A 20,433-nucleotide genomic window follows, 5' to 3' on the forward strand; every position below is an offset into this window, starting at 1 on the left:
CTAGCCTGCAGGACAGACGGTTGCGCGGCGCGACGGGCGGGGTGGCGGTGACGAGGGCGAGCAGGGCGCGACGGCTGGCGGCCGGCGCCGCCTACGGCGGCACCGGGCTGGGCCTGGCCGGGGCCGGGCTGCTCGGGCTGCTCCGCCTCCAGGCCCTCGCGGCCCGCCGTCGGGTGGAGGCGCGGACGTCGAAGCAGGACCCGCCCTCCGGCGACGGCGTCTACGGCCGGGGCCGCGGCAAGCCGATCGTGTTCACCGTGCTCGGCGACTCCAGCGCCGTCGGCCTGGGCGTCACGCGCGCCACGGAGACGCCCGGCGTGCTGCTCGCCGCCGCGCTGACCGAGCTCGCCGAGCGCCCCGTGCGGCTGGTCCGGCTGGCCGTCTCCGGCGCCGAGTCCTGCGAGCTGGACCCGCAGGTCGAGGCCGCGCTGGCCCAGCGGCCCGACGTCGCGCTGATCATGATCGGCGCCAACGACGTCACCACCCGCACCCGGCCGTCGGTGTCGGTGCGCCACCTGGCCGACGCGGTGCGGCGGCTGCGCGAGGCGGGCGCGCAGGTCGTCGTCGGCACCTGCCCCGACCTCGGGACGATCCGGCCGATCGGGCAGCCGCTGCGGCTGCTGGCCCGGCGGTGGAGCCGCCAGCTGGCCGCGGCGCAGACGATCGCCGTCGTGGAGGCCGGCGGGCGGACGGTCTCGCTCGGCTCGGTGCTCGGGCCGAGCTTCGCCCAGGACCGCTCGCTATTCAGCGTCGACGAGTTCCACCCCAGCGCGGCCGGCTACGCGCAGGCCGCCGCGGTCATCCTCCCCGCGCTCGCCGACGCCATCGGCGTCTGGCCCGCCCGGGCCGAGCGCGGCCGGCTGCGCCGCACCTCGGTGCGCCCGGTGGCCCAGGCGGCGGCGCGGGCCGCCGGGCGCCCGGGCACCGAGGTGCGGGCCACCGAGGTCCGCGGCTCGGGCACCGGACCGCTGGGCCCCTGGGCGCGGCTGCTGCGCCGCCGGCCCACCGAGCTGCCCACGCCCGAGGAGGCCGGCCAGGCCAGGGAGGCGTCGGTCGGGTGAGCGCCGCGTGACCTGCAACACAGCGACGCTCTGTTCCCGGTACACCCGCGACCGGTCGCGCACCCGGGGGTAGTTTCCGGGGTGACCCGACACCCGGCACCCCCGGCCGGGAGCCCCTCACCGTGGAGGACCCCATGCCCGAAGCCGTCATCGTCGCGACCGCGCGCTCCCCCATCGGGCGCGCGTTCAAGGGGTCGCTCAAGGACCTGCGCCCCGACGACCTGACCGCCACCATCGTCCGCGCGGCGCTGGACAAGGTCCCCGCCCTGGACCCGACCGACATCGACGACCTGATCCTCGGCTGCGGCCTGCCCGGCGGCGAGCAGGGCCACAACATGGGCCGCGTCGTCAGCGTGCTCCTCGGCATGGACCACCTGCCGGGCACCACGATCACCCGCTACTGCTCGTCGTCGCTGCAGACGACCCGCATGGCCATGCACGCGATCAAGGCCGGTGAGGGCGACGTCTTCATCTCCGCGGGCGTCGAGATGGTCTCCCGCTTCGTGAAGGGCAACAGCGACTCGCTGCCCGACACCCACAACCCGGTCTTCACCGACGCCGAGGCGCGCGTGGCCAAGACCGCCGAGAGCGGCGCCGACTCGTGGACCGACCCGCGGGAGAACGGCGAGATCCCCGACATCTACATCGCCATGGGGCAGACCGCCGAGAACCTGGCGCTGCTCAAGGACGTCTCCCGCCAGGAGATGGACGAGTTCGCCGTCCGCAGCCAGAACCTGGCCGAGAAGGCCATCGCCGAGGGCTTCTGGGAGCGGGAGATCACCCCGGTCACCACCCCCGACGGCACCGTCGTCAGCAAGGACGACGGCCCGCGTCCCGGCACCACCCTCGAGGGCATCTCCGGCCTCAAGCCGGTCTTCCGCCCCGACGGCCGGGTCACCGCCGGCAACGCCTGCCCGCTCAACGACGGCGCCGCCGCGGTCGTGGTCATGAGCGACACCAAGGCCCGCGACCTCGGCCTCACCCCGCTGGCCCGCATCGTCTCCACCGCGGTGACCGGCCTGTCGCCGGAGATCATGGGCTACGGCCCGGTCGACGCCTCGAGGCTCGCGCTGCAGCGGGCGGGCATGACCATCGACGACATGGACCTCGTCGAGATCAACGAGGCCTTCGCCGCGCAGGTCATCCCGAGCTACCGGGACCTGGGCATCGACATCGACAAGCTGAACGTGCACGGCGGCGCGATCGCCGTCGGTCACCCCTTCGGCATGACCGGCGCCCGCATCACCGGCACGCTGCTCAACGGCCTGCAGACCACGGACGGCACCTTCGGCCTGGAGACCATGTGCGTCGGCGGCGGCATGGGCATGGCGATGGTGCTGGAGCGCCTCTCCTGAGCCGCTCCCGGCACGCCACGGCGGCCCGGTCCCCTCGGGGGCCGGGCCGCCGTCGTCCCGGGTGCGGGATCAGCCGCGCAGCGGCCGGAAGGCCGCGCGGACCTCGGTCGCGAACAGCTCGGGCTCCTCCCAGGCGGCGAAGTGCCCGCCGCGCTCGACCTCGTTGAAGTAGGTGAGGGTGGGGTAGGACCGCTCGGCCCAGCTGCGCGGGGTCCGCCAGATCTCGCCCGGGAACGTGGTGAAGCCGACCGGGACCGAGACCTCCGGGGGCGCCTGACCGACCGCGGCCGCGGCGGGGGCGTCGGGGCCGTAGCTCTCCCAGTAGGACCGGGCGGCCGAGGTGCCGGTGCCGGTCAGCCAGTACGTCGTGATGTTGTCCAGCACGTGGTCCCGGGTGAGGTTGCCGGTGGGCTGCCCGTCGGTGAAGGCGCGGGCCATCTTGTAGTAGGAGTCGGTGTCGTGGTCGAGCATCCAGGCGGCCAGGGCGACGGGTGAGTCGAGCAGCCCGTAACCGATGGTCTGCGGCCGGGTGGCCTGCTCGAGGAAGTAGGCGAAGCCGCTCGACCGGAAGGTGGCGATCGCGGCGAGAGCCGCCTGCTCCTGCTCGGTGTCGCCCGGCAGAGGACCGCCCAGGGCGGTCACGAGCAGGTTGAGGTGGATGCCGAGCAGCCCCTCGGGCGCCTGCCGGCCCATCGCGTCGGTGACTCCGGCGCCCACGTCGCCGCCCTGGGCCACGTAGCGGGTGTAGCCGAGGCGGCGCATCAGCTCGGCCCAGGCGCGCCCGACGCGGGCGACGTCCCAGCCCAGCTCCCGCGGCTCGGCGGAGAAGCCGTAGCCGGGCAGGGACGGCAGCACGAGGTGGAAGGCGTCCTCGGCGCGGCCGCCGTGCGCGGTCGGGTCGGTGAGCGGGCCGACGGTCTCGAGCAGCTCGACGACCGAGCCCGGCCAGCCGTGCGTCATGACTAGCGGCAGCGCGTCCTCGTGCCGCGAGCGCACGTGCAGGAAGTGGACCTCCACCCCGTCGATCTCGGTGGTGGCCTGCGGCAGCGCGTTGATCCGCGCCTCGCACGCGCGCCAGTCGTAGTCGGTGAGCCAGTGGCGCACGAGGGCCTGCACCGTCGCCAGCTGCACGCCCTGCGACCGGTCCGCGACCAGCTCCGCGGAGGGCCACCGCGTCGCGGCGACGCGCCGGCGCAGGTCGAGCAGGTCCGCCTCGGGGACGGCGATCCGGAACGGGCGGATGGCGGTGGGGTCGGCTCCGGCGGCGGTCCGCGGCGGGGGCACGGCCCCGGGGACGGAGACGGTGGTCGGGTCGGTGGGAGCGGACATCCGGGCCTCCTGGCGCGGGCTGGGGGTGGACCCGCTCGCGGGCCCTCCCCACCCCAGCACCGTCCGGCCGCCCCCGCATCGTCCGTGGCGGACGATCCGGCGTCGTCCGGCCCGGCAGACGCCGGTGGCCCGGCCCCCGAGGGGAACCGGGCCACCGGGACGTGCTGCGGGTCAGTTGTCCTGGAAGTAGGACAGCAGCCGCAGGATCTCCAGGTACAGCCAGACGACCGTGACGAGCAGGCCGAAGGCGATGTACCAGGCGAACTTGGCCGGGGCGCCGCGGCGGATCGCCTGGTCGGCCATGTCGAAGTCGAGCAGCAGCGAGAAGGCCGCCACACCGATCACGACGAGGCTGAAGACGATGGCCAGCGGGCCGCCGTCACGCAGGCCCAGGCCGCCCGGGACGAAGAACGACACGAGCAGGTTGACCAGGACCAGGGCCAGGACGCCGAACAGGGCGCCGACGATCCAGCGGGTCAGCTTGGGGGTGACCCGGATGGCGCCGGTCTTGTAGACGACGAGCATGCCGGCGAAGACACCGAAGGTGCCGATCACCGCCTGGATCACGATCCCGGGGTAGACCGTGTTGAAGGCCTCGCTGATGGCGCCGAGCGCGACACCGTAGAGCGCGCCGTAGGCCAGCGTCGCCGCCGGGTTGGCGATCTGCTTGAAGCTGATCACCAGGCCCAGGACGAAGGCCACGAGCACCGCGGGCAGCGCCAGGCCCCACGCGGCCTGGCCGGGCAGCGCCCAGACGGCGGCGGCGGCCAGGACGGTGACGAGGAACGACAGACCCGTCTTCTGGACGACGTCGTCCATCGTCATGTAGCGGGTGGCCGGCGGCCCGTACGGCCCGGCGGGGGCCGGGGCGCCGTAGCCCTGGGGCGCGCCGTAGCCCTGCGGGGCGCCGTAGCCCTGGGGCGCGCCGTACTGCTGGCCGTGGGGCTGGCCGTACTGCTGCTGACCGGGAGCGGCGTAGCCCTGCTGGCCGTACTGCTGGCCGTAGCCGGGAGCGCCGTAGCCCTGGCCGTACGGCTGGCCACCGCCGGACGCGGCGTTGGCGAAGCCCCGGCCGAAGACCGGGTTGGAGCTGGGCATCGTCATCTCCTCGAGGTGACTGGTCGGTCGGTGGGCTGCTACCTCGCACCCCACTCGGTTCCTACAACGCCGCAGGTGGCCTGCGCGTTCCTGACCCTGCCAGTACCCCCGACCGGGTGGGAAGACGCGCCGGGGGCGCGACACCGTGCGGTGCCGCGCCCCCGGGTCGTGCGGGGAGGTGGAGGTCAGGCCTCGACCCCGCCGTGGTCGTGGTCGTGGTCGTGGTCCGGCGAGAGGCCGCCACCGCCGGCCTTCTGCTCCGGGGTCACCCGGAACTGGCGGTCGGTCGGGTCCTCCTCGAACGTGCCACCCGGCACCGGCCGGCCGGCCACGCCGTTCACCCGGGACGTGTCGTAGCCCAGGGTCAGCACCGAGTAGGCGATGGCGTCGGAGTTCGTTTCGAGTGCCTTCGGGTCGACGTTGTCGATCGTGTCCCCGGCCTGGTGGTAGTTCGGGTCGTAGGCGACCCCGGCGGTACCGCCGTACAGCGGCACCTGGTACGCCTGCTTGAGGACCTCGGCGCCGGTGAACAGGCCCCCGGAGGGGATGCCGTTCTCGATGAACGCCTGGTAGTCGCTGCGGCCGCTGAACTCGCTGCCCTCGTACCACAGGCCCTGCGCCTCGAAGTAGTCCTCGAGGACGTACTCGATCTGGGCCGAGCCCTCGGGGACCGTCACCGGCGCCCGGAAGTCCGACTGGTCGCCGTCGTAGACGAACCGGGCGAAGTTCGGCGAGCCGACCATGTCGAAGTTCAGGTACAGCCCGATGTCGGCCTTCTGCTGGTCGCTCAGCTGCGAGACGTAGTGCTCGGAGCCGAGCAGGCCGAGCTCCTCGGCGCCCCACCAGGCGAACCGGATGGTGTTCTCCGGCTTGAGCTTGGTGATGTTCTCGGCGACCTCGAGGATCGCCGCGCTGCCGGAGCCGTTGTCGTTGATGCCCGGGCCCGCGAGCACGGAGTCGAGGTGCGCACCGGCCATGACCACGTTGTCCGAGGTGCGGCCGGGCAGTTCGGCGACGACGTTGTAGGTGTCGCGGATCTCGCTCTCCGCGTCGACGGCCAGGTCGACGGTCGTGCCCGCGGCGGCGAGCTCCTGGCCCAGGGCCGTGGGGACGCCGATGACCGGGATGGTGATCCCGGGAGCGCCCAGGGTGCCGTTGAGCGGGCCGGCCGTGTTGTTGAAGACGATGACCGCGGAAGCCCCGGCGGCCTCGGCGTTCTGCGCCTTGACGGCGAAGGCGCAGCCGCCCCGCTGGACGAGGGCCACCGACTCGGCTGCGAGGCCGGCGAAGTCAGCGGCCTCGCAGCCGCTGCCCAGACCCGCGCCGGCGAGGTCGACCGGGGCGACGACGCCGTCGTCGACCGTGCCCGGGCCGGTGTAGGTCATCGGCGCGTAGTCGGTGCCCACCGTGTACGTCGTCGCCGTGGGCGCGACGCGGCTGAACGAGCTCTCACCCAGCCGGAAGAACGGGAACTCGAACCCCTGGACGTGGACGGTGTAGCCGACCGCCTCCAGCCGCTCCTCCACGTAGTCGACCGAGGCGTCGTAGCCCGCGGTGCCCGAGGCGCGGTTGCCGCCGTTATCGTCGGCGATCGCCTGGAACGCCTCGAGGTGCTCCGTGACGCCCTCGAGCGTGACGCACTCGGTCAGCTTGGCGACGGTGTTGTTGGTGCGGGTCTCGCAGCCGCCGGCGGCACCGGCGGGCAGCGCGGCGACCACGCTCCCGGCCAGCGCGATGGCGCCGGCACTGCCGATCACGGTGAGCCGCGACCGGCGGGACGGGTGGACCTGGGTCATGGACGACGTCCCCTCGAACGTAGGGTGTGAGCTCCGTTGCTCAGGGTCACCTTGTCAAGACGGTCACGGGGGACGTCAACCCCTGGATTTCCTCACCTGCATGCGCTATGGGCCGGAAGAACTGCGGGTGCGGACCGGTGCCCCCGGTGGGACTCGAACCCACACTGCGACCCTTTTAAGGGGCCTGCCTCTGCCGATTGGGCCACGGGGGCGGGCGCGCTGCGGACGGCTGCCCGGTGCCGCCCAGCCTAGGGCGGCCCTCCGGCCGCGCTCCGGCTCAACCGGTCCCAGCGAGCTCCGTGGCCCGGGACAGGACGGCGTCCAGCATCGGCTCGGTCAGCCGGCCGGTGAACGTGTTCTGCTGGCTGACGTGGTAGCTGCCGAGCAGGGTCAGCGGCCCGCGCGGCCCCTCCAGCGCCACCTCCACGCCGTGGCCGAACGCCGGCCGCGGGCGGGGCAGGGCGTACCCCGCCCCGGCGAGGACCGGCCACAGGGCCGTCCAGCCGAACCCGCCGAGGACGACGACCACCCGCAGGTCGGGCAGCAGCGCCAGCTCGCGGGCCAGCCACGGCGAGCAGGTGTCGCGTTCGGCCGGCGCCGGCGCGTTGTCCGGGGGCGCGCAGCGGACCGCGGCGGCCACCCGCACGCCGGTGAGCTCGAGGCCGTCCCCGACGTGCGTCGACGTCGGCTGGCTGGCCAGGCCCGCCCGCCACAGCGCGGCGAAGATCCAGTCGCCGCTGCGGTCGCCGGTGAAGACCCGCCCGGTGCGGTTGCCGCCGTGCGCGGCCGGCGCCAGCCCGACGACGGCGATCCGCGCGTCGGCCGGGCCCAGGCCGGGCACCGGGCGGCCCCAGTAGTCCTGGCCGCGGAAGGACGCGCGCTTGACCCGGGCGACCTCCTCGCGCCAGGTCACCAGGCGCGGGCAGGCCCGGCAGCCCGAGATCCGGGCGTCCAGGACGGCGAGGTCGCGGGCCGCGCGCGCCGACCGGGCCACCCCCGCCGGCGTCCGCGTGACCGGGAACCCCTGCGCGTCGACCGCCACCCGCCCAGTGGACCACCCGCCCGGGGGCGCGCGGAGCGCGGGGGCGCCAGGCATGATCACCCCATGGCCCGCAAGCAGAAGGCGCCGCTGACCTGGAAGCTCCTCGGCACGGGGACGGCCACCGTGTCGGGCATCGCCGTCCGCAAGCTCACCGACGCCGCCTGGTACGCGGCCCGCGGCACGACCCCGCCGAAGAACCCGGCCGCGCCCGGTGTCTCCTGGCCGGACGCGCTCGCCTGGGCCGCGTTCTCCGGGCTGGCGGTCGCGGCCGGCCGGCTGCTGGCCGCCCGCGGCGCGGCCACGGCCTACCAGCAGCTGACCGGCAAGCTGCCGCCCGGCCTCAACGAGGCCGGCTGACGCTCACCCCCGGGCGAGCCGCAGCGCGATGCCGTCGAGGATGTCGTGCTCGCTGACGACGACCTCGTCGAGCGAGAACGCGTCCATGACCACCCGCAGCACCAGCGCGCCGGCGCCGATGACGTCGACCCGCCCGGGGTGCATGACCGGGTACGCGGCCCGGCGTTCGCGGGTGGCGGTCAGCAGCCCGGCGGTGACCGAGCGGACCGCCGAGACCGGGACGCGCGAGCCGTGGATGGCCTCGGCGTCGTAGGCGGGCAGCCGCAGCGCGAGGGCGGCCACCGTGGTCACCGAGCCGGCCAGGCCGACCAGCGTGACCGCCTCCTCCACCGGCACCGCCGCGGCCACCTCGGCCAGCGCCGCGCGGATGTCGGCCTCGCTGGCGCCGATCTCGTCCGCCGTCGGCGGGTCGCCGTGCAGGTGCCGCTCGGTCAGCCGCACGCAGCCGACGTCGACGGAGCGGGCGGCGCGCACCCCGGAGGCGTCGCCGAGGACGAACTCGGTCGACCCGCCGCCGATGTCGACCACCAGGTAGGGCGGGCGCGGCGGCGGGCCGCCGTGCGCGGCGGCCGCGGCGGCGAGGGAGGCGGTGGCGCCGAGGAAGGACAGCCGCGCCTCCTCGTCGCCCGGGACGACGTCCGGCGGACGGCCGAGCGTGGCCAGCACCATCGCCTCGAAGTCCGCGCGGTTGGCGGCGTCGCGGGTGGCGCTGGTGGCCACCATCCGCACCGCGGTGGCGCCGAGGTCGCGGGCCTGCGCGGCGTACTCGGCGAGCACCACCCGGGTGCGCTCGATCGCCTCGGGGGCGAGCCGGCCGGTGGCGTCCACGCCCTGACCCAGCCGCACGACCTCCATGCGGCGCAGCAGGTCGGTGTGCGCGCCCTCGGGCGGCACGTCGGCGACGAGCAGGCGGATGGAGTTGGTGCCGCAGTCGATCGCGGCCACCCGGGTCACGGCCGCTCCTCCGGCTGCGCGCAGGGGCCGGCGGCCCACCACTCCCCCATCCCGGCCACCGCGCGGTCGCCGATCGGGTTGACGCCGGGCCCCGCGGCCAGCGCGTGGCCGGCCAGGGCGTGCAGGCACTTGACCCGGTCGGGCATGCCGCCGGCGGTGTTGCGGGTGGGCAGCTCGCCGAGGGCGTCGCGCTCGGCCAGGTAGGCCTCGTGCGCCGCCCGGTAGGCCGCGGCGAGGTCGGCGTCGGTGCCGAGGTCGGCCTGCCACTCGCGCATGCGCCCGGTGGACTCCAGCCGGCTGGCGGCCGCCGACGCCCGCGGGCAGGTCAGGTAGTACAGCGTGGGGAACGGCGTGCCGTCCTCCAGCCGCGGCGAGGTCTGGACGACGTCGGGCTGGCCGCACGGGCAGCGGTGCGCGACCGCCCGCACGGCGCGCGGCGGCCGGCCCAGCTGCCGGGCGACGACCTCGCGCTCCTCCGGCGTGATCGGCTCGTGCACCCGGCGTCCCGGGGTGGTCGGGGTGGTCACCAGGGAAGTCTGCGGCAGCGGCTCGACGGGCCCGACAGCGCCCCTCAGCCGTCGGCGTCGGCCACCGAGCCGAGCAGCTCCTCGTACCAGGGCCGCGGCGCGGCGTCGACGGCGTCGGGCAGCGTGCCGGCGTCGCCCTCGGCCGCCTCGCCGTCGACCACGACGACGAGCCGGTCGCCGGGCAGCACGTAGGCCAGCCGCTCGCGGGCCTCGCGGGCGGTCCACGCCGGGTCGGCCTGCCGCTCGAGCTCGGCCTGCAGGTCGGCGATGCGCTCGTCGTAGGCGGTGCTCTCCGCGGCCAGCCGGGCGATCTCGGCACGGCCGTCCAGCCACTGCCGCACCGGCCCGGCCAGCGTGAGCGACAGCAGCAGGAGCAGCCCGACGAACACCACGGTGCGGCCGGTGAACAGCGGCCGGCGCGCCGCCGCGGGACGCGCGGGCGTCCGTGGCGGCGTGCGCCGGCCGGGGCGGCGGGCCTCGGGACGGCTGCCGGCGCCCGACCGCGTCCCGGCCGGGACCGGCCGGGACGCCGCGTGCGACAGCGGGCGGCCGGTCGAGCGCCGCCGCCCCGAACCGGCGCTCACCGGGTCAGGAGGTCCGCAGGCGCGGGAAGGCCGCCGCGCCGGCGTAGCGCGCGGCGTCGTCGAGCTCCTCCTCGATGCGCAGCAGCTGGTTGTACTTCGCCACCCGCTCGCTGCGCGCCGGGGCACCGGTCTTGATCTGCCCGCAGTCGGTGGCGACGGCGAGGTCGGCGATCGTGGTGTCCTCGGTCTCGCCCGAGCGGTGGCTCATCATGCAGCGGTAGCCGTTGCGGTGCGCCAGGTTCACCGCGTCGAGGGTCTCGGTCAGCGTGCCGATCTGGTTGACCTTCACCAGCAGCGCGTTCGCGGCCCCGCGCTCGATCCCGTCGGCGAGGCGGGCCGGGTTGGTGACGAACAGGTCGTCGCCGACGATCTGCACGCGGTCACCGAGGGCGGCGGTCATGGCGACCCAGCCGTCCCAGTCCTCCTCCGACAGCGGGTCCTCGATGGAGACCACCGGGTAGGCGTCGACGAGCTCGCGGTAGTAGTCGACGAGGTACTCCGCCGAGCGGGTCTGCCCCTCGAAGTCGTAGCCGCCCTCGCCGTGGAACTCGGTGGCGGCGACGTCGAGGGCGAAGGCGATGTCGGTGCCCAGGGAGTAGCCGGCCTTCTCGACGGCCTCGGCGATGAGGTCGAGCGCGGCCCGGTTGGTCGGCAGGTCGGGCGCGAAGCCGCCCTCGTCGCCGAGGCCGGTGGACAGCCCGCGGCCCTTCAGCACCGACTTGAGCGCGTGGTAGGTCTCGGTGCCCACGGCCAGCGCCTCGGCGAAGGTCGCCGCCCCGATCGGGGCGATCATGAACTCCTGCACGTCGACGTTGCTGTCGGCGTGGGCGCCGCCGTTGAGGATGTTCATCATCGGCACCGGCAGCAGGTGCGACGACGGCCCGCCGACGTAGCGGAACAGCGGCAGGCCGGTGGACTCGGCGGCGGCGCGGGCGACGGCGAGGCTGACGCCGAGGATCGCGTTGGCGCCCAGCCGCGACTTGTCCGGGGTGCCGTCGAGGTCGAGCAGGCGCTGGTCGACCAGCCGCTGCTCGGTGGCCTCGTAGCCGACCAGCTCGGGGCCGATGACGTCGAGGACGCCGTCGACGGCCTTGGTGACGCCCTTGCCGCCGTAGCGGTCGCCCCCGTCGCGCAGCTCCACCGCCTCGAAGGCGCCGGTGGAGGCGCCGCTCGGGACCGCGGCTCGCGCGATCGTCCCGTCGTCGAGGGCGACCTCGACCTCCACGGTGGGGTTACCGCGCGAGTCCAGGATCTCCCGCGCGCCTACGGCATCGATGCTCGGCACGGTGAGCAGCCTAGCGAGGCGGGCGGGGTGCACCCGGGACGTGTGGTCCCGGGACTCCGGTAACGGAGCGGTCACGGTGCGGCCTCGACGGAACCGATCCGGCGATAACCTCGTCGTGGCGGGCGTCTTCCCCACGTCTGCGCCGTCGGAGGACCCGATGACCGAGCGCCAGCAGCAGCGACCCTCCGGGTACGGCGCCGGAGCCGCGCCGCCACCACCCCCCGTGGACGTGGCCGCGGAGGCGGCTCCCTCCGTCCTCGGGTTCGCGCCGGACCCCGCCGAGGACGACGACGAGGACGTCGAGCCGGTCCCGGACGGCACGACGGTGGCCGGGGTGGCGGCCGGCCCCGGCCGGCTGGCCTACGTGCGGCGCCCCGACGTCGTCGGCGGGGTGCTCCTGCTGCTGGCCGGCGTGGCCGACGGGGCCAGCGTGTGGCTGCCGTGGGAACGGGGCGGGGAGACCACCGGTCTGCACCTGGTGGTGCGTGCCGTCGACGCGGCCCGGGAGGGGGTCGGCGAGCTCGGGCGCACCGGCCTGTGGCAGCCGGCGGCGGTGGCGCTCGGCGGTGCGGTGCTCGTCGTCCTCGGGCTCCTGCTGCTCCGCCCCGCGCGCGGCCACCGGGTGTCCGGGGTGCTGGCGCTGGGGGTCGCGCTGGCCGTGGCCGCCGCGGTCGTCGCACGCCTGGTGGACGCCGGCTGGGACGTCCACCGGCTCGGGCCGGGCGTCTGGTGCGCCGCCGCGGTCGCCGGGCTGGGCGTGCTCGGCGCGCTGAAGGCCATGCTCACCGCGCCACGGGTCACCACCGCGCCGGCCGAGCGCCTCCCCGTCGGCTAGCCGCGGCGGCGGGCCTCGGCGTCGAGCTCGCCGGCGTAGCGGCGGACCGCCTCGCGCAGCGCGTCCTCGGCGTCCCAGCCGCGCTGCGCGGCCGCGGCGACCACGGCCAGCAGCCGTTCCCCGAGCTCCTCCGGCGACGTCGAGCCGAGCTCGGCCGGCTCCGGCGTCGGGAACCCGGCCCGGGCGGCCCGCCGCACCAGCGCCGTCCCCCACGCGGTGGCCGGCTGCGAGCGCGAGACGCCCTCGGTGGGCGAGCGCCGCTGCTTCTCCGCCTTCTTGATCTCCTCCCAGCCCGCCTCGACGCCGGCCACGTCGCGGGGGCCGGCGTCGCCGAACACGTGCGGGTGCCGGCGGACCAGCTTCTCGACCAGGTCGCGGGCCACGTCGTCGACGTCGAAGCGCCGTTCCGGGCCGGCCTCGGCGGCGACGCGGGCGTGGAAGACGACCTGCAGCAGCACGTCGCCGAGCTCCTCGCGCATCGCGACCGGGTCGTCGTCGACGAGGGCGTCGTAGGCCTCGTGCGCCTCCTCGAGGAGGTAGCCGCGCAGTGAGGAGTGGGTCTGCTCGGCGTCCCAGGGGCAGCCGCCGGGCGAGCGCAGCCGGTCCATCACCGCGACGACGTCGAGCAGGTGGGCGCCGGGCGGCTCGGGGGCGCCGTCGACGACCGGCCGCCCGGCCACGTCCTCCCCCAAGGCCGCGAGGCAGGCGACGTCGCAGTCCAGGCCGGCCGCGTCGGCGGCGTCGGCGACCTGCCACCCGGCGGCGCGCAGCACGTCCGCGGTGGCCGCGGCACCGGGCAGCGCGGCGATCCGGCGCCCGGCCAGCGCGGCCCAGCCGGCCGGGCCGAGCAGGCCGGGCAGCCGCGGGCTGACCGTGACGACGACGGCCGGGGGCACCGGGTCAGCCCTCGCCGGTGGTGGGGGCCGCGGCACCGGCGTCGTCGAGCAGGTCGACCACGCCGCCCTCCGCCTCCTGCACCACGTCCTGGTCACCGAACTCGCCGTAGCGCGGGTTGACGGTGACCCCGACGTCGTCGCGGACCTCGTCGACCACCGCCGCCCCGGCCTCCTCGGCGCCCTGCGCGGCCTCGTCCTCCAGCTGCGGGCGGACCTCCTCGAACGACGGCGTCGTCCGCTGCCCGACGAAGGCGACCACCACGCCGGGCACGTCGCCGACGGTGACGCTGAAGCCGGTGTTCGGCGGGGCGGCGGCCACGCCCTCGGCCAGCGGCGCGGGGACGTCGGCGGTGCCGGTCGGCTGCAGCGCGGGTAGGGTGATCTCGCCCGGGTACCGCGCCGCGACCGCCGGGTACGAGGCGGGCGCGGCGGCCAGCTCGGCGACGACGGCGTCGGCGGTGGCCTGGTCGGGGACGGCGAAGTAGCCGAGCTCCACCTGCTCCAGGCCGGCGCGGACCTCCTCGTACCGGGCGCGCAGCGCGGCCTCGTCGGTCCCGGGGTCCTCACCGGCGGCGACGCCGAGCTCCCGGCGCAGCAGCTGCTGGCGGGCGCTCTCCCGGATGTCCTCGCGCGAGTAGCCCTGCGAGGCGGCCTGCGCGTAGAGCTCCTCCACATCGCGGCCGGCCAGCGCGGTCTCGATGAACGCGCCGACCTCGGCGTCGCCGACCTCGACGTCGCTGCGCCGGGCCGCCTCGGCGTAGAGCTCCTGGCGCACGAGCAGGGTGAGCACCTGGCGGGTGTAGTCGGTGCCGCCGCCCCCGACGGCCTCGGCGATCGCGGGGTCGGCCAGCCGCTCGTCGACGGCGGCCTGCAGCTCGGCCACGGTCACCTGCTGGTCCCCGACGTAGGCGGCGACGTTGGGCGAGGTCCGGCAGCCGGTCACCGTGACGGCGGCGGCCACGAGCCCGAGGACGACGGCGGCGGGACGGCGGGTGCGCACCCGGGCAGGCTGCCACATGGGGTGTGACGGTCGTCGCAGGCGGCGCCTCAGGCGGCGACCGGCTGCTCGACGACCGCCTTCAGCAGCGAGTGCAGGTGCTCGAGCAGCGCGACGTCGCGGAGCGGGGTGCGCCGGTCGGGGCCGACCGGGACCTTGAGCGACACCGTCTGGACGGCGGACTTGTAGGTGGCGCCGTCGGCCAGCCGGGCCAGCCGCATCTGCTGCGACTCCCGCAGCGGCACCGGCGAGACCCGGATGGCGCGGCCCTGCAGCGACACCTCGGTGATGCCCAGCGCCCGCATCGCCGCGCGGAAGCGGGCGACCGCGAGCAGGTTGAGCACCGGCGCCGGGGGGGCGCCGTACCGGTCGGTGAGCTCGTCGAGCACCGCCTGCGCCTGGTCGTCGTCCTGCACCGAGGCGACCTTGCGGTAGGCCTCCATCCGCAGCCGCTCACCGGGCACGTAGTCGTGCGGCAGGTGGGCGTCGACCGGCAGGTCCACCCGCACCTCGAGCGGCTCGGCCGGCGCCTCCTCGCCGCCGACCTGCGCCTTGTAGTCGGCCACCGCCTCGCCGACCAGCCGCACGTAGAGGTCGAAGCCGACCCCGGCGATGTGCCCGGACTGCTCGCCGCCGAGCAGGTTGCCCGCGCCGCGGATCTCCAGGTCCTTCATCGCCACGGCCATGCCGGCGCCGAGGTCGGTGTTGTGCGCGATGGTGGTCAGCCGGTCGACCGAGGTCTCGGTCAGCGGCCGCGACGGGTCGTAGGTGAAGTAGGCGTACGCACGCTCGCGGCCACGCCCCACCCGGCCGCGGATCTGGTGCAGCTGGGAGAGGCCGAAGGTGTCGGCGCGGTCGACGATCAGGGTGTTGGCGTTGGGGATGTCCAGGCCGGACTCGACGATCGTCGTCGCGACCAGGACGTCGTACTCCTTCTCCCAGAAGCCGACCATGATCCGCTCGAGCTCGTGCTCCTTCATCTGGCCGTGGCCGACGGCGACGCGGGCCTCGGGCACCAGCCGGCGGATCTTCGCCGCGGCCTTGTCGATCGACTGCACCCGGTTGTGGATGACGAACACCTGGCCGTCGCGCAGCAGCTCGCGGCGGATCGCGGCGGCCATCTGCTTGTCGTCCCACGCGCCCACGTAGGTGAGCACCGGGTGCCGCTCCTCCGGGGGCGTGAGGATCGTCGACATCTCGCGGATGCCGGTCAGGCTCATCTCCAGCGTGCGCGGGATCGGGGTGGCCGACATCGACAGGACGTCGACCGCCGTCCGCATCGTCTTCAGGTACTCCTTGTGCTCGACGCCGAAGCGCTGCTCCTCGTCGACGACGACCAGCCCGAGGTCCTTCCAGCGGGTGGTCGGCTGCAGCAGCCGGTGGGTGCCGACGAGCACGTCCACCTCGCCGCGGGCCAGCTCCTCGAGGATCTGCCGGGTCTCGGCGTCGGACTGGAAGCGGGACAGCACCTTCACCGTCACCGGGAACTGGGCGAACCGCTCGGAGAAGGTCTTGAAGTGCTGGTTGGCCAGCAGCGTCGTCGGCACCAGGACGGCGACCTGCTTGCCGTCCTGCACCGCCTTGAACGCGGCGCGGACGGCGATCTCGGTCTTCCCGTAGCCGACGTCGCCGCAGATGATCCGGTCCATCGGGACCGGGTTCTGCATGTCCGCCTTGACCTCGTCGATCGCGGCGAGCTGGTCGGGGGTCTCCTGGAACGGGAAGGCGTCCTCGAGCTCGCGCTGCCAGACCGTGTCGGGGCCGAAGGCGTGCCCCGAGGTCGCCATCCGGGCGGAGTAGAGCCGGATGAGCTCGGCGGCGATCTGCTTGACCGCCCGGCGGGCCTGGCCCTTGGTCTTCGCCCAGTCGGCGCCGCCGAGCTTGGACAGCGCCGGCTGCTCGCCGCCGACGTAGCGGGTGAGCTGGTCGAGGGAGTCGGTGGGCACGAACAGCCGGTCCGGCGGCTGGTTCCGCTTGCCGGGCGCGTACTCGACGATCAGGTAGTCGCGCTGGCCGCCGTGCACGGTGCGGCTGACCATCTCGACGTAGCGGCCGATGCCGTGCTGCTCGTGGACGACGAGGTCGCCGGGCTGCAGCTGCACCAGGTCGACGGCGTTGCGGCGGCGCGCGGGCATCTTCACCGCGTCGCGCATGGTGGTGCCGCGCTGGCCGGTGAGGTCGTGCTCGGTGACCAGCGCCAGCCCCACGCCGGGCAGCGCGAAGCCGGACTCCAGGCTGCCCTGGGTGATCGAGGTCAGGCTCGCCTCGGGCGCGGACTCGATGCCGGGCACCAGCCGCACGCCGAGGTCGGCGGCGCCGAACTGGTCGGCGGCGCGCTGCGCGGGGCCGGGGCCGGCGAAGGTGACGACGACCCGCCAGCCGTCGCGGGTCCAGCCGCGCAGCGTCTCGACGGCGCGGTCGAGGTCGCCGGAGAAGCGCTCGACGGTGCCCGCCTGCAGGGTCACCGACGACTCGTCGTCGACGTCCAGCGTGAACGCGCCGGTGGTCCACCACGGCAGGCCGCGGCCCCGGGCGGCGGCCTCGACGTCGGCCAGCTCGCGGAACGACGACGCGCCCAGGTCCAGCGGCGCCTCACCGGCCTCGGCGGCGGTGGCCCAGGACGCGGCGAGGAACTCCTCGGCGGTGCGCACCAGGTCGGCGGCCCGGCTGCGGACCCGCTCGGGGTCGGCGACGAGCACGTGGGTGCCGGCGGGCAGCTGGTCGGTGAGCAGCTGCAGCTGCCCCTCGACCAGCGCGGGGGTCAGCGACTCCATGCCCTCGACGGCGATGCCCTCGGCGAGCTTGCCGAGCAGCTCGGCCAGGCCCGGGTGCTGCGCGGCGAGCTCGGCGGCGCGGGCGCGGACGGCGTCGGTGAGCAGCAGCTCGCGGCACGGCGGCGCCCACAGCCGCTCGGGCCGCTCGTCGAGGGAGCGCTGGTCGGCGGCGGAGAAGTAGCGCAGCTCGTCGACCTCGTCGCCCCAGAACTCCACGCGGACCGGGTGCGGCTCGGTGGGCGGGAAGACGTCGAGCAGGCCGCCGCGGACGGCGAACTCGCCGCGCTTCTCGACCAGCTCCACGCGGGTGTAGGCGGCGTCGGACAGCGCGCGGGCGACGTCGTCGAGCTCGGCGGTGCCGCCGGCCTTCAGCTCGACCGGCACGAGGTCGCCGAGGCCGGGGGCCAGCGGCTGCAGCACGCTGCGCACCGGTGCGACCAGCACGTCGATGCCCGAGTCGCCGGGGTGGGTCAGCTCGCGCAGCACGGCCAGCCGGCGGCCGACGGTGTCCGCCCGCGGGGACAGCCGCTCGTGCGGCAGCGTCTCCCAGGACGGGAAGGTCTCCACGCGGCGGTCGGGCAGGAAGCAGCGCAGCACGTCCGCGGCGGCGTCGGCGTCCCGCTCGCCGGCGGTGACCAGCAGCACCGGGACGCCGGCACCCGGCTCCCGCGCGGCCAGGGCGGCGGCGACGAGCGGCTGCACCGGCGGCGGCGCGGTCACGGCGAGCTCGGCGGACCCGGCCGCGGCCACCACGCGCGCGACGCCGGGATCGGTGAGGACGACGTCGAGCACGCCGCGCAACGACACGAGGGTCAACTCCTGGGGTCCGGTGGCCGCACACACCGCGCCGGATACGCGGGGGGCCTCGACTCCCAGGTTAATCCCGCGCGACCGACCCCGCCGTCCTCCCCGGGGACGGCCGCAGGCGTCCGGGCCGCGACCCGGAGGCCGGGCCTCCGCCGTGGCGGGCCGGTCAGGAGCCGGCGGGGACCCGCTCGCCCGCAGCCGGGACGGCCGGCCGGGCCGGCACGGTGTCGCCGGAGGCCGGCCGTCCCGCCCGGCGGGACGGGAGGACGACGACCGAGAAGAGGCCCGCACCCACGGCGGCGAGCAGCGACCGCGCCTCGCGCAGGTCGGCGGCCTCCGTCCGGCCGGCGGTGACGACCAGCACGGCGCCGTCGTTCTCCCGCGCCAGGCGCCGCCACTCGCGGGCCGGGGCCGAGGCGGACGCGACGGTCAGGCGGGCACCGGCCGGCAGGACGGGCGCCGGGTCCTCGGCCGGCTCGGCCACCACCACCGGGGTGCCCGCGTCGACGAGCTCGGTCGCCAGCGCGGTGACCAGGTCGTGTGCGGCCTGCGACTCGTCGGGCGAGGCCGCGAGGACGACGGCCCGCACGAGACCGTCGTCGTCCACCGGCTCCAGCTGGCGGGCGAGCATCGCCACGGGCCTGCCGGTCCCGCGCCGGCGCCGGCTGCGCCGGGCGGCGACGGCGTGGACGGTCAGCTCGTCCCCGCCGGCGCCCCAGGCGGTGCGGACGTCGTCCACGGTGTGCAGCCGGGTGTCCGCGCGGCTGCGCAGCACGGCGACGGCGGCGCCCAGGGTGAGGCCGACGAACAGGCCGAGGCCCAGCACCAGTCCGGGGACGGGGAAGACGGGCGACGAGGGGACGGTGGCCGGGTCGGTCACGGTCAGGTCCACCGGCGAGACGCCGTCCTGCCGCTCCTCGAGGTCCTCGACCGCCGTGCTGAAGCGCTCGGCGACGGCGTTGGCGACCGCGGCGGCGCGGGCGGGGTCCTCGTCGGTGACCGAGACGTCGACCTGCGAGGTGTCGGGTGGGTTCACCGCGGCGACCCGCGCCCGGAGGTCGGTGACGGACTCGTCGAGCGAGAGCTCCTCGACGACCGGGCCGAGCACGGTCTGGCTGCGGGCGACGTCGGGGTAGGTCGTCACCCGCTGGCTGACGAACTGCGAACCGCTCGTCCCGTCGCCCGAGCTGGCCACGAACACCTGCGCGGTGGTCGTGTACGTCGGCCGGACGGCGAGCACGACGACGAGGGCGACGAACAGCCCGGTGAGCGCGATCGCCGCCCACGTCGCCCAGTACCGGCGCAGGGCCGTCCCGTAGTCCCGGAGTTCCATCTCGCCCACCCCCTGGAGCCCCACCGACGCACCCCGTGGGCCCTCGGCCCCGCGCGCCGTCCCGGCCTCCCCGGAGTGGCTCCGGTCGAGGCTAGGGCGCACCGGACTCCACGGGACCCGGCCGGCGGTCCCTGCTCACCCCATCGGAGGGGATGGGGCAGGCGGTCCGGGGACCGGCGGAGGGGCGTCAGCAGCGGGCCGGGACGTCCGCGGTGACCTCGGGCTCCTCGGCGCGCAGCCGATCCCGGGAGCCGCCCTCCGCCAGCAGCGAGACCGCCGTGAACAGCAGGAACGCCACGCTCGCGTCGAACAGCCCGCTCTCCAGCACGCTGCGGCCGAGCAGGAAGACCAGCAGGCCGAGGAACAGGACGCGGTGCGCGCGCGGCGCCTCGAGCAGCCCGCGCAGGCTCCAGAGCACCCAGCCGCCGCCGAGGAGGACGCCGACCCAGCCGGCCTGCACGAGCAGCGAGACCCAGCTGCTGTCCAGCGGCTGGGTGTCCCAGTACTGCCCCTGGACGCGGATGATCTTGACCGCGAGGCCGCCGCCGACGGCGGTCTGCCACTGGGAGTCGGCCCAGTCCAGCGCGGCCCGCCAGGCGATGAACCGCGAGCCGAGGGTGCTGGTGCCGTCGCCGCCACGGGAGACGAACCCGGCCACGGCCCCGGTGGAGACCACCGTGACGGCCGCGGCCCCGGCCAGCACCAGGCCGCCGACGACGAGGCCGACCCGGGGGCGCCGGATGTGGAGCGCCATGGCGGCCACCCCGAGCACGAGCATGAGCAGGGCCGTGCGCGAGCCGGTCGCCCACACGACGCCGGACAGGACCGCCGCGGTGAGGGCGGCCCGCACCCCCGCCCGGCAGACGACCGTGCGCCAGGCGACGTACAGGACCCCGGTCGAGGCCAGCAGCGCCAGCTCGTTGGGGTCGATGGCGGGCACGCCGCCGGCCAGCCGCCCGTCGGCGTACGAGGGCAGCCCGGTGACGGCGGCGACCAGCGCCACCGCCACGCACGCCCGCACGACCGCCGTCAGCACGGCCACCGCGGACACCGCCCGCAGCAGGAGGAGGACGGTGGCGCCCAGCAGGGCGACGCGGACCGCCACGACTCCCCCGGCGACCAGGTGGCCCGCGGTGAGCGCGCCCAGGACCGTGCAGGCCAGCAGCAGGCCCAGCCACCACACCGTCCCGGTCCCCACCCGCCGGCGCGGACCTGCCTGGGCGAGGAGGAAGGCCAGGGCCAGGGCCAGGACGCTGACGCACGCCTTCGCGACGACGACGGGGTCCAGCGAGCCGGTGAAGTACTCGCCGCGGCGCCACCCGACGCTGCCGACGACCACGAGCAGCGCGGCGAGGGTCACCAGGGACCGTGACCGGGTGCGCGGCGGGACCGCGGGCGGCCGG

17 protein-coding genes and 1 tRNA gene are annotated in these 20,433 nt (G+C 75.8%); 4 read left to right on the forward strand and 14 right to left on the reverse strand.

Annotated features, from left to right (window positions below; translation table 11 throughout):
* Nucleotides 1-20: 20 nt before the first annotated feature.
* The gene (locus ACI79Z_RS17265) at nucleotides 21-1,061 is read left to right on the forward strand and encodes an SGNH/GDSL hydrolase family protein (RefSeq protein WP_456903335.1); all 1,041 of its coding nucleotides are present in this window, start codon (nucleotides 21-23) and stop codon (nucleotides 1,059-1,061) included.
* A gap of 134 nt (nucleotides 1,062-1,195) precedes the next feature.
* Nucleotides 1,196-2,416 carry an acetyl-CoA C-acetyltransferase gene (locus ACI79Z_RS17270; protein ID WP_456903336.1) on the forward strand — a complete coding sequence of 407 codons (1,221 nt, stop codon included), beginning with the start codon at nucleotides 1,196-1,198 and terminating at the stop codon, nucleotides 2,414-2,416.
* A gap of 69 nt (nucleotides 2,417-2,485) precedes the next feature.
* Here ACI79Z_RS17270 and ACI79Z_RS17275 read toward each other — a convergent pair whose 3' ends face one another.
* The 5 genes from ACI79Z_RS17275 to ACI79Z_RS17295 form a co-directional block, all read right to left on the reverse strand.
* Nucleotides 2,486-3,745 carry an epoxide hydrolase family protein gene (locus ACI79Z_RS17275; RefSeq protein ID WP_456903337.1) on the reverse strand — a complete coding sequence of 420 codons (1,260 nt, stop codon included), beginning with the start codon at nucleotides 3,743-3,745 and terminating at the stop codon, nucleotides 2,486-2,488.
* Nucleotides 3,746-3,916: 171 nt separating this feature from the next.
* Nucleotides 3,917-4,843, reverse strand: coding sequence for a Bax inhibitor-1/YccA family protein (locus ACI79Z_RS17280; protein WP_456903338.1), 927 nt, complete (start codon nucleotides 4,841-4,843; stop codon nucleotides 3,917-3,919).
* A 185-nt stretch (nucleotides 4,844-5,028) separates the two neighbouring features.
* Entirely contained in the window at nucleotides 5,029-6,639 is a 1,611-nt protein-coding gene (locus tag ACI79Z_RS17285) for a M28 family metallopeptidase (protein WP_456903339.1), read from the reverse strand.
* A gap of 138 nt (nucleotides 6,640-6,777) precedes the next feature.
* Nucleotides 6,778-6,851 (reverse strand) — tRNA-Leu (locus ACI79Z_RS17290).
* A 65-nt stretch (nucleotides 6,852-6,916) separates the two neighbouring features.
* Nucleotides 6,917-7,681 (reverse strand): uracil-DNA glycosylase, encoded by a 765-nt coding sequence (locus tag ACI79Z_RS17295; RefSeq protein WP_456903340.1) that lies wholly within the window; start codon nucleotides 7,679-7,681, stop codon nucleotides 6,917-6,919.
* Between the two features lie 63 nt (nucleotides 7,682-7,744).
* On the opposite strand from ACI79Z_RS17295, the gene ACI79Z_RS17300 reads away from it, so the two are divergent.
* Nucleotides 7,745-8,038 (forward strand): DUF4235 domain-containing protein, encoded by a 294-nt coding sequence (locus ACI79Z_RS17300; RefSeq protein WP_387987899.1) that lies wholly within the window; start codon nucleotides 7,745-7,747, stop codon nucleotides 8,036-8,038.
* Nucleotides 8,039-8,041: 3 nt separating this feature from the next.
* Here ACI79Z_RS17300 and ACI79Z_RS17305 read toward each other — a convergent pair whose 3' ends face one another.
* Genes ACI79Z_RS17305 through eno form a run of 4 tightly spaced genes read right to left on the reverse strand, consistent with a single transcriptional unit; the run spans nucleotide 8,042 to nucleotide 11,388 of the window.
* Nucleotides 8,042-8,992 (reverse strand): Ppx/GppA phosphatase family protein, encoded by a 951-nt coding sequence (locus ACI79Z_RS17305; RefSeq protein ID WP_456903341.1) that lies wholly within the window; start codon nucleotides 8,990-8,992, stop codon nucleotides 8,042-8,044.
* Nucleotides 8,989-9,519, reverse strand: a complete 531-nt coding sequence (locus ACI79Z_RS17310) for a DUF501 domain-containing protein (protein ID WP_387987901.1) — start codon at nucleotides 9,517-9,519, stop codon at nucleotides 8,989-8,991. Before ACI79Z_RS17310 ends, ACI79Z_RS17305 begins: the two co-directional genes overlap by 4 nt.
* Nucleotides 9,520-9,563: 44 nt before the next feature.
* Entirely contained in the window at nucleotides 9,564-10,103 is a 540-nt protein-coding gene (locus ACI79Z_RS17315) for an FtsB family cell division protein (protein WP_456903342.1), read from the reverse strand.
* Nucleotides 10,104-10,107: 4 nt separating this feature from the next.
* Nucleotides 10,108-11,388 carry a phosphopyruvate hydratase gene (eno, locus tag ACI79Z_RS17320; protein ID WP_456903343.1) on the reverse strand — a complete coding sequence of 427 codons (1,281 nt, stop codon included), beginning with the start codon at nucleotides 11,386-11,388 and terminating at the stop codon, nucleotides 10,108-10,110.
* 157 nt (nucleotides 11,389-11,545) lie between these two features.
* Between eno and ACI79Z_RS17325 the strand changes: the two genes are divergently transcribed.
* Nucleotides 11,546-12,223, forward strand: a complete 678-nt coding sequence (locus ACI79Z_RS17325; RefSeq protein ID WP_456903344.1) for a hypothetical protein — start codon at nucleotides 11,546-11,548, stop codon at nucleotides 12,221-12,223.
* On the opposite strand, the gene ACI79Z_RS17330 is transcribed toward ACI79Z_RS17325, so the two are convergent.
* From ACI79Z_RS17330 to ACI79Z_RS17350, 5 genes are all read right to left on the reverse strand, one after another.
* Nucleotides 12,220-13,119: a MazG family protein gene (locus tag ACI79Z_RS17330; RefSeq protein WP_456903345.1), complete on the reverse strand. Its 900-nt coding sequence runs from the start codon at nucleotides 13,117-13,119 to the stop codon at nucleotides 12,220-12,222. The two genes, ACI79Z_RS17325 and ACI79Z_RS17330, sit on opposite strands and share 4 nt — an antisense overlap.
* A gap of 4 nt (nucleotides 13,120-13,123) precedes the next feature.
* The gene (locus ACI79Z_RS17335) at nucleotides 13,124-14,137 is read right to left on the reverse strand and encodes a SurA N-terminal domain-containing protein (RefSeq protein ID WP_387987906.1); all 1,014 of its coding nucleotides are present in this window, start codon (nucleotides 14,135-14,137) and stop codon (nucleotides 13,124-13,126) included.
* 29 nt (nucleotides 14,138-14,166) lie between these two features.
* Nucleotides 14,167-17,697, reverse strand: a complete 3,531-nt coding sequence (mfd, locus tag ACI79Z_RS17340) for a transcription-repair coupling factor (RefSeq protein WP_456903346.1) — start codon at nucleotides 17,695-17,697, stop codon at nucleotides 14,167-14,169.
* 166 nt (nucleotides 17,698-17,863) lie between these two features.
* Entirely contained in the window at nucleotides 17,864-19,030 is a 1,167-nt protein-coding gene (locus ACI79Z_RS17345) for a YveK family protein (protein WP_456903347.1), read from the reverse strand.
* A 187-nt stretch (nucleotides 19,031-19,217) separates the two neighbouring features.
* On the reverse strand, nucleotides 19,218-20,390 hold the full coding sequence (locus ACI79Z_RS17350) for an O-antigen ligase family protein (RefSeq protein ID WP_456903348.1): 1,173 nt from the start codon (nucleotides 20,388-20,390) through the stop codon (nucleotides 19,218-19,220).
* Nucleotides 20,391-20,433 lie beyond the last annotated feature (43 nt).

The sequence above is a fragment of the Geodermatophilus sp. SYSU D00663 genome, assembly GCF_054050655.1.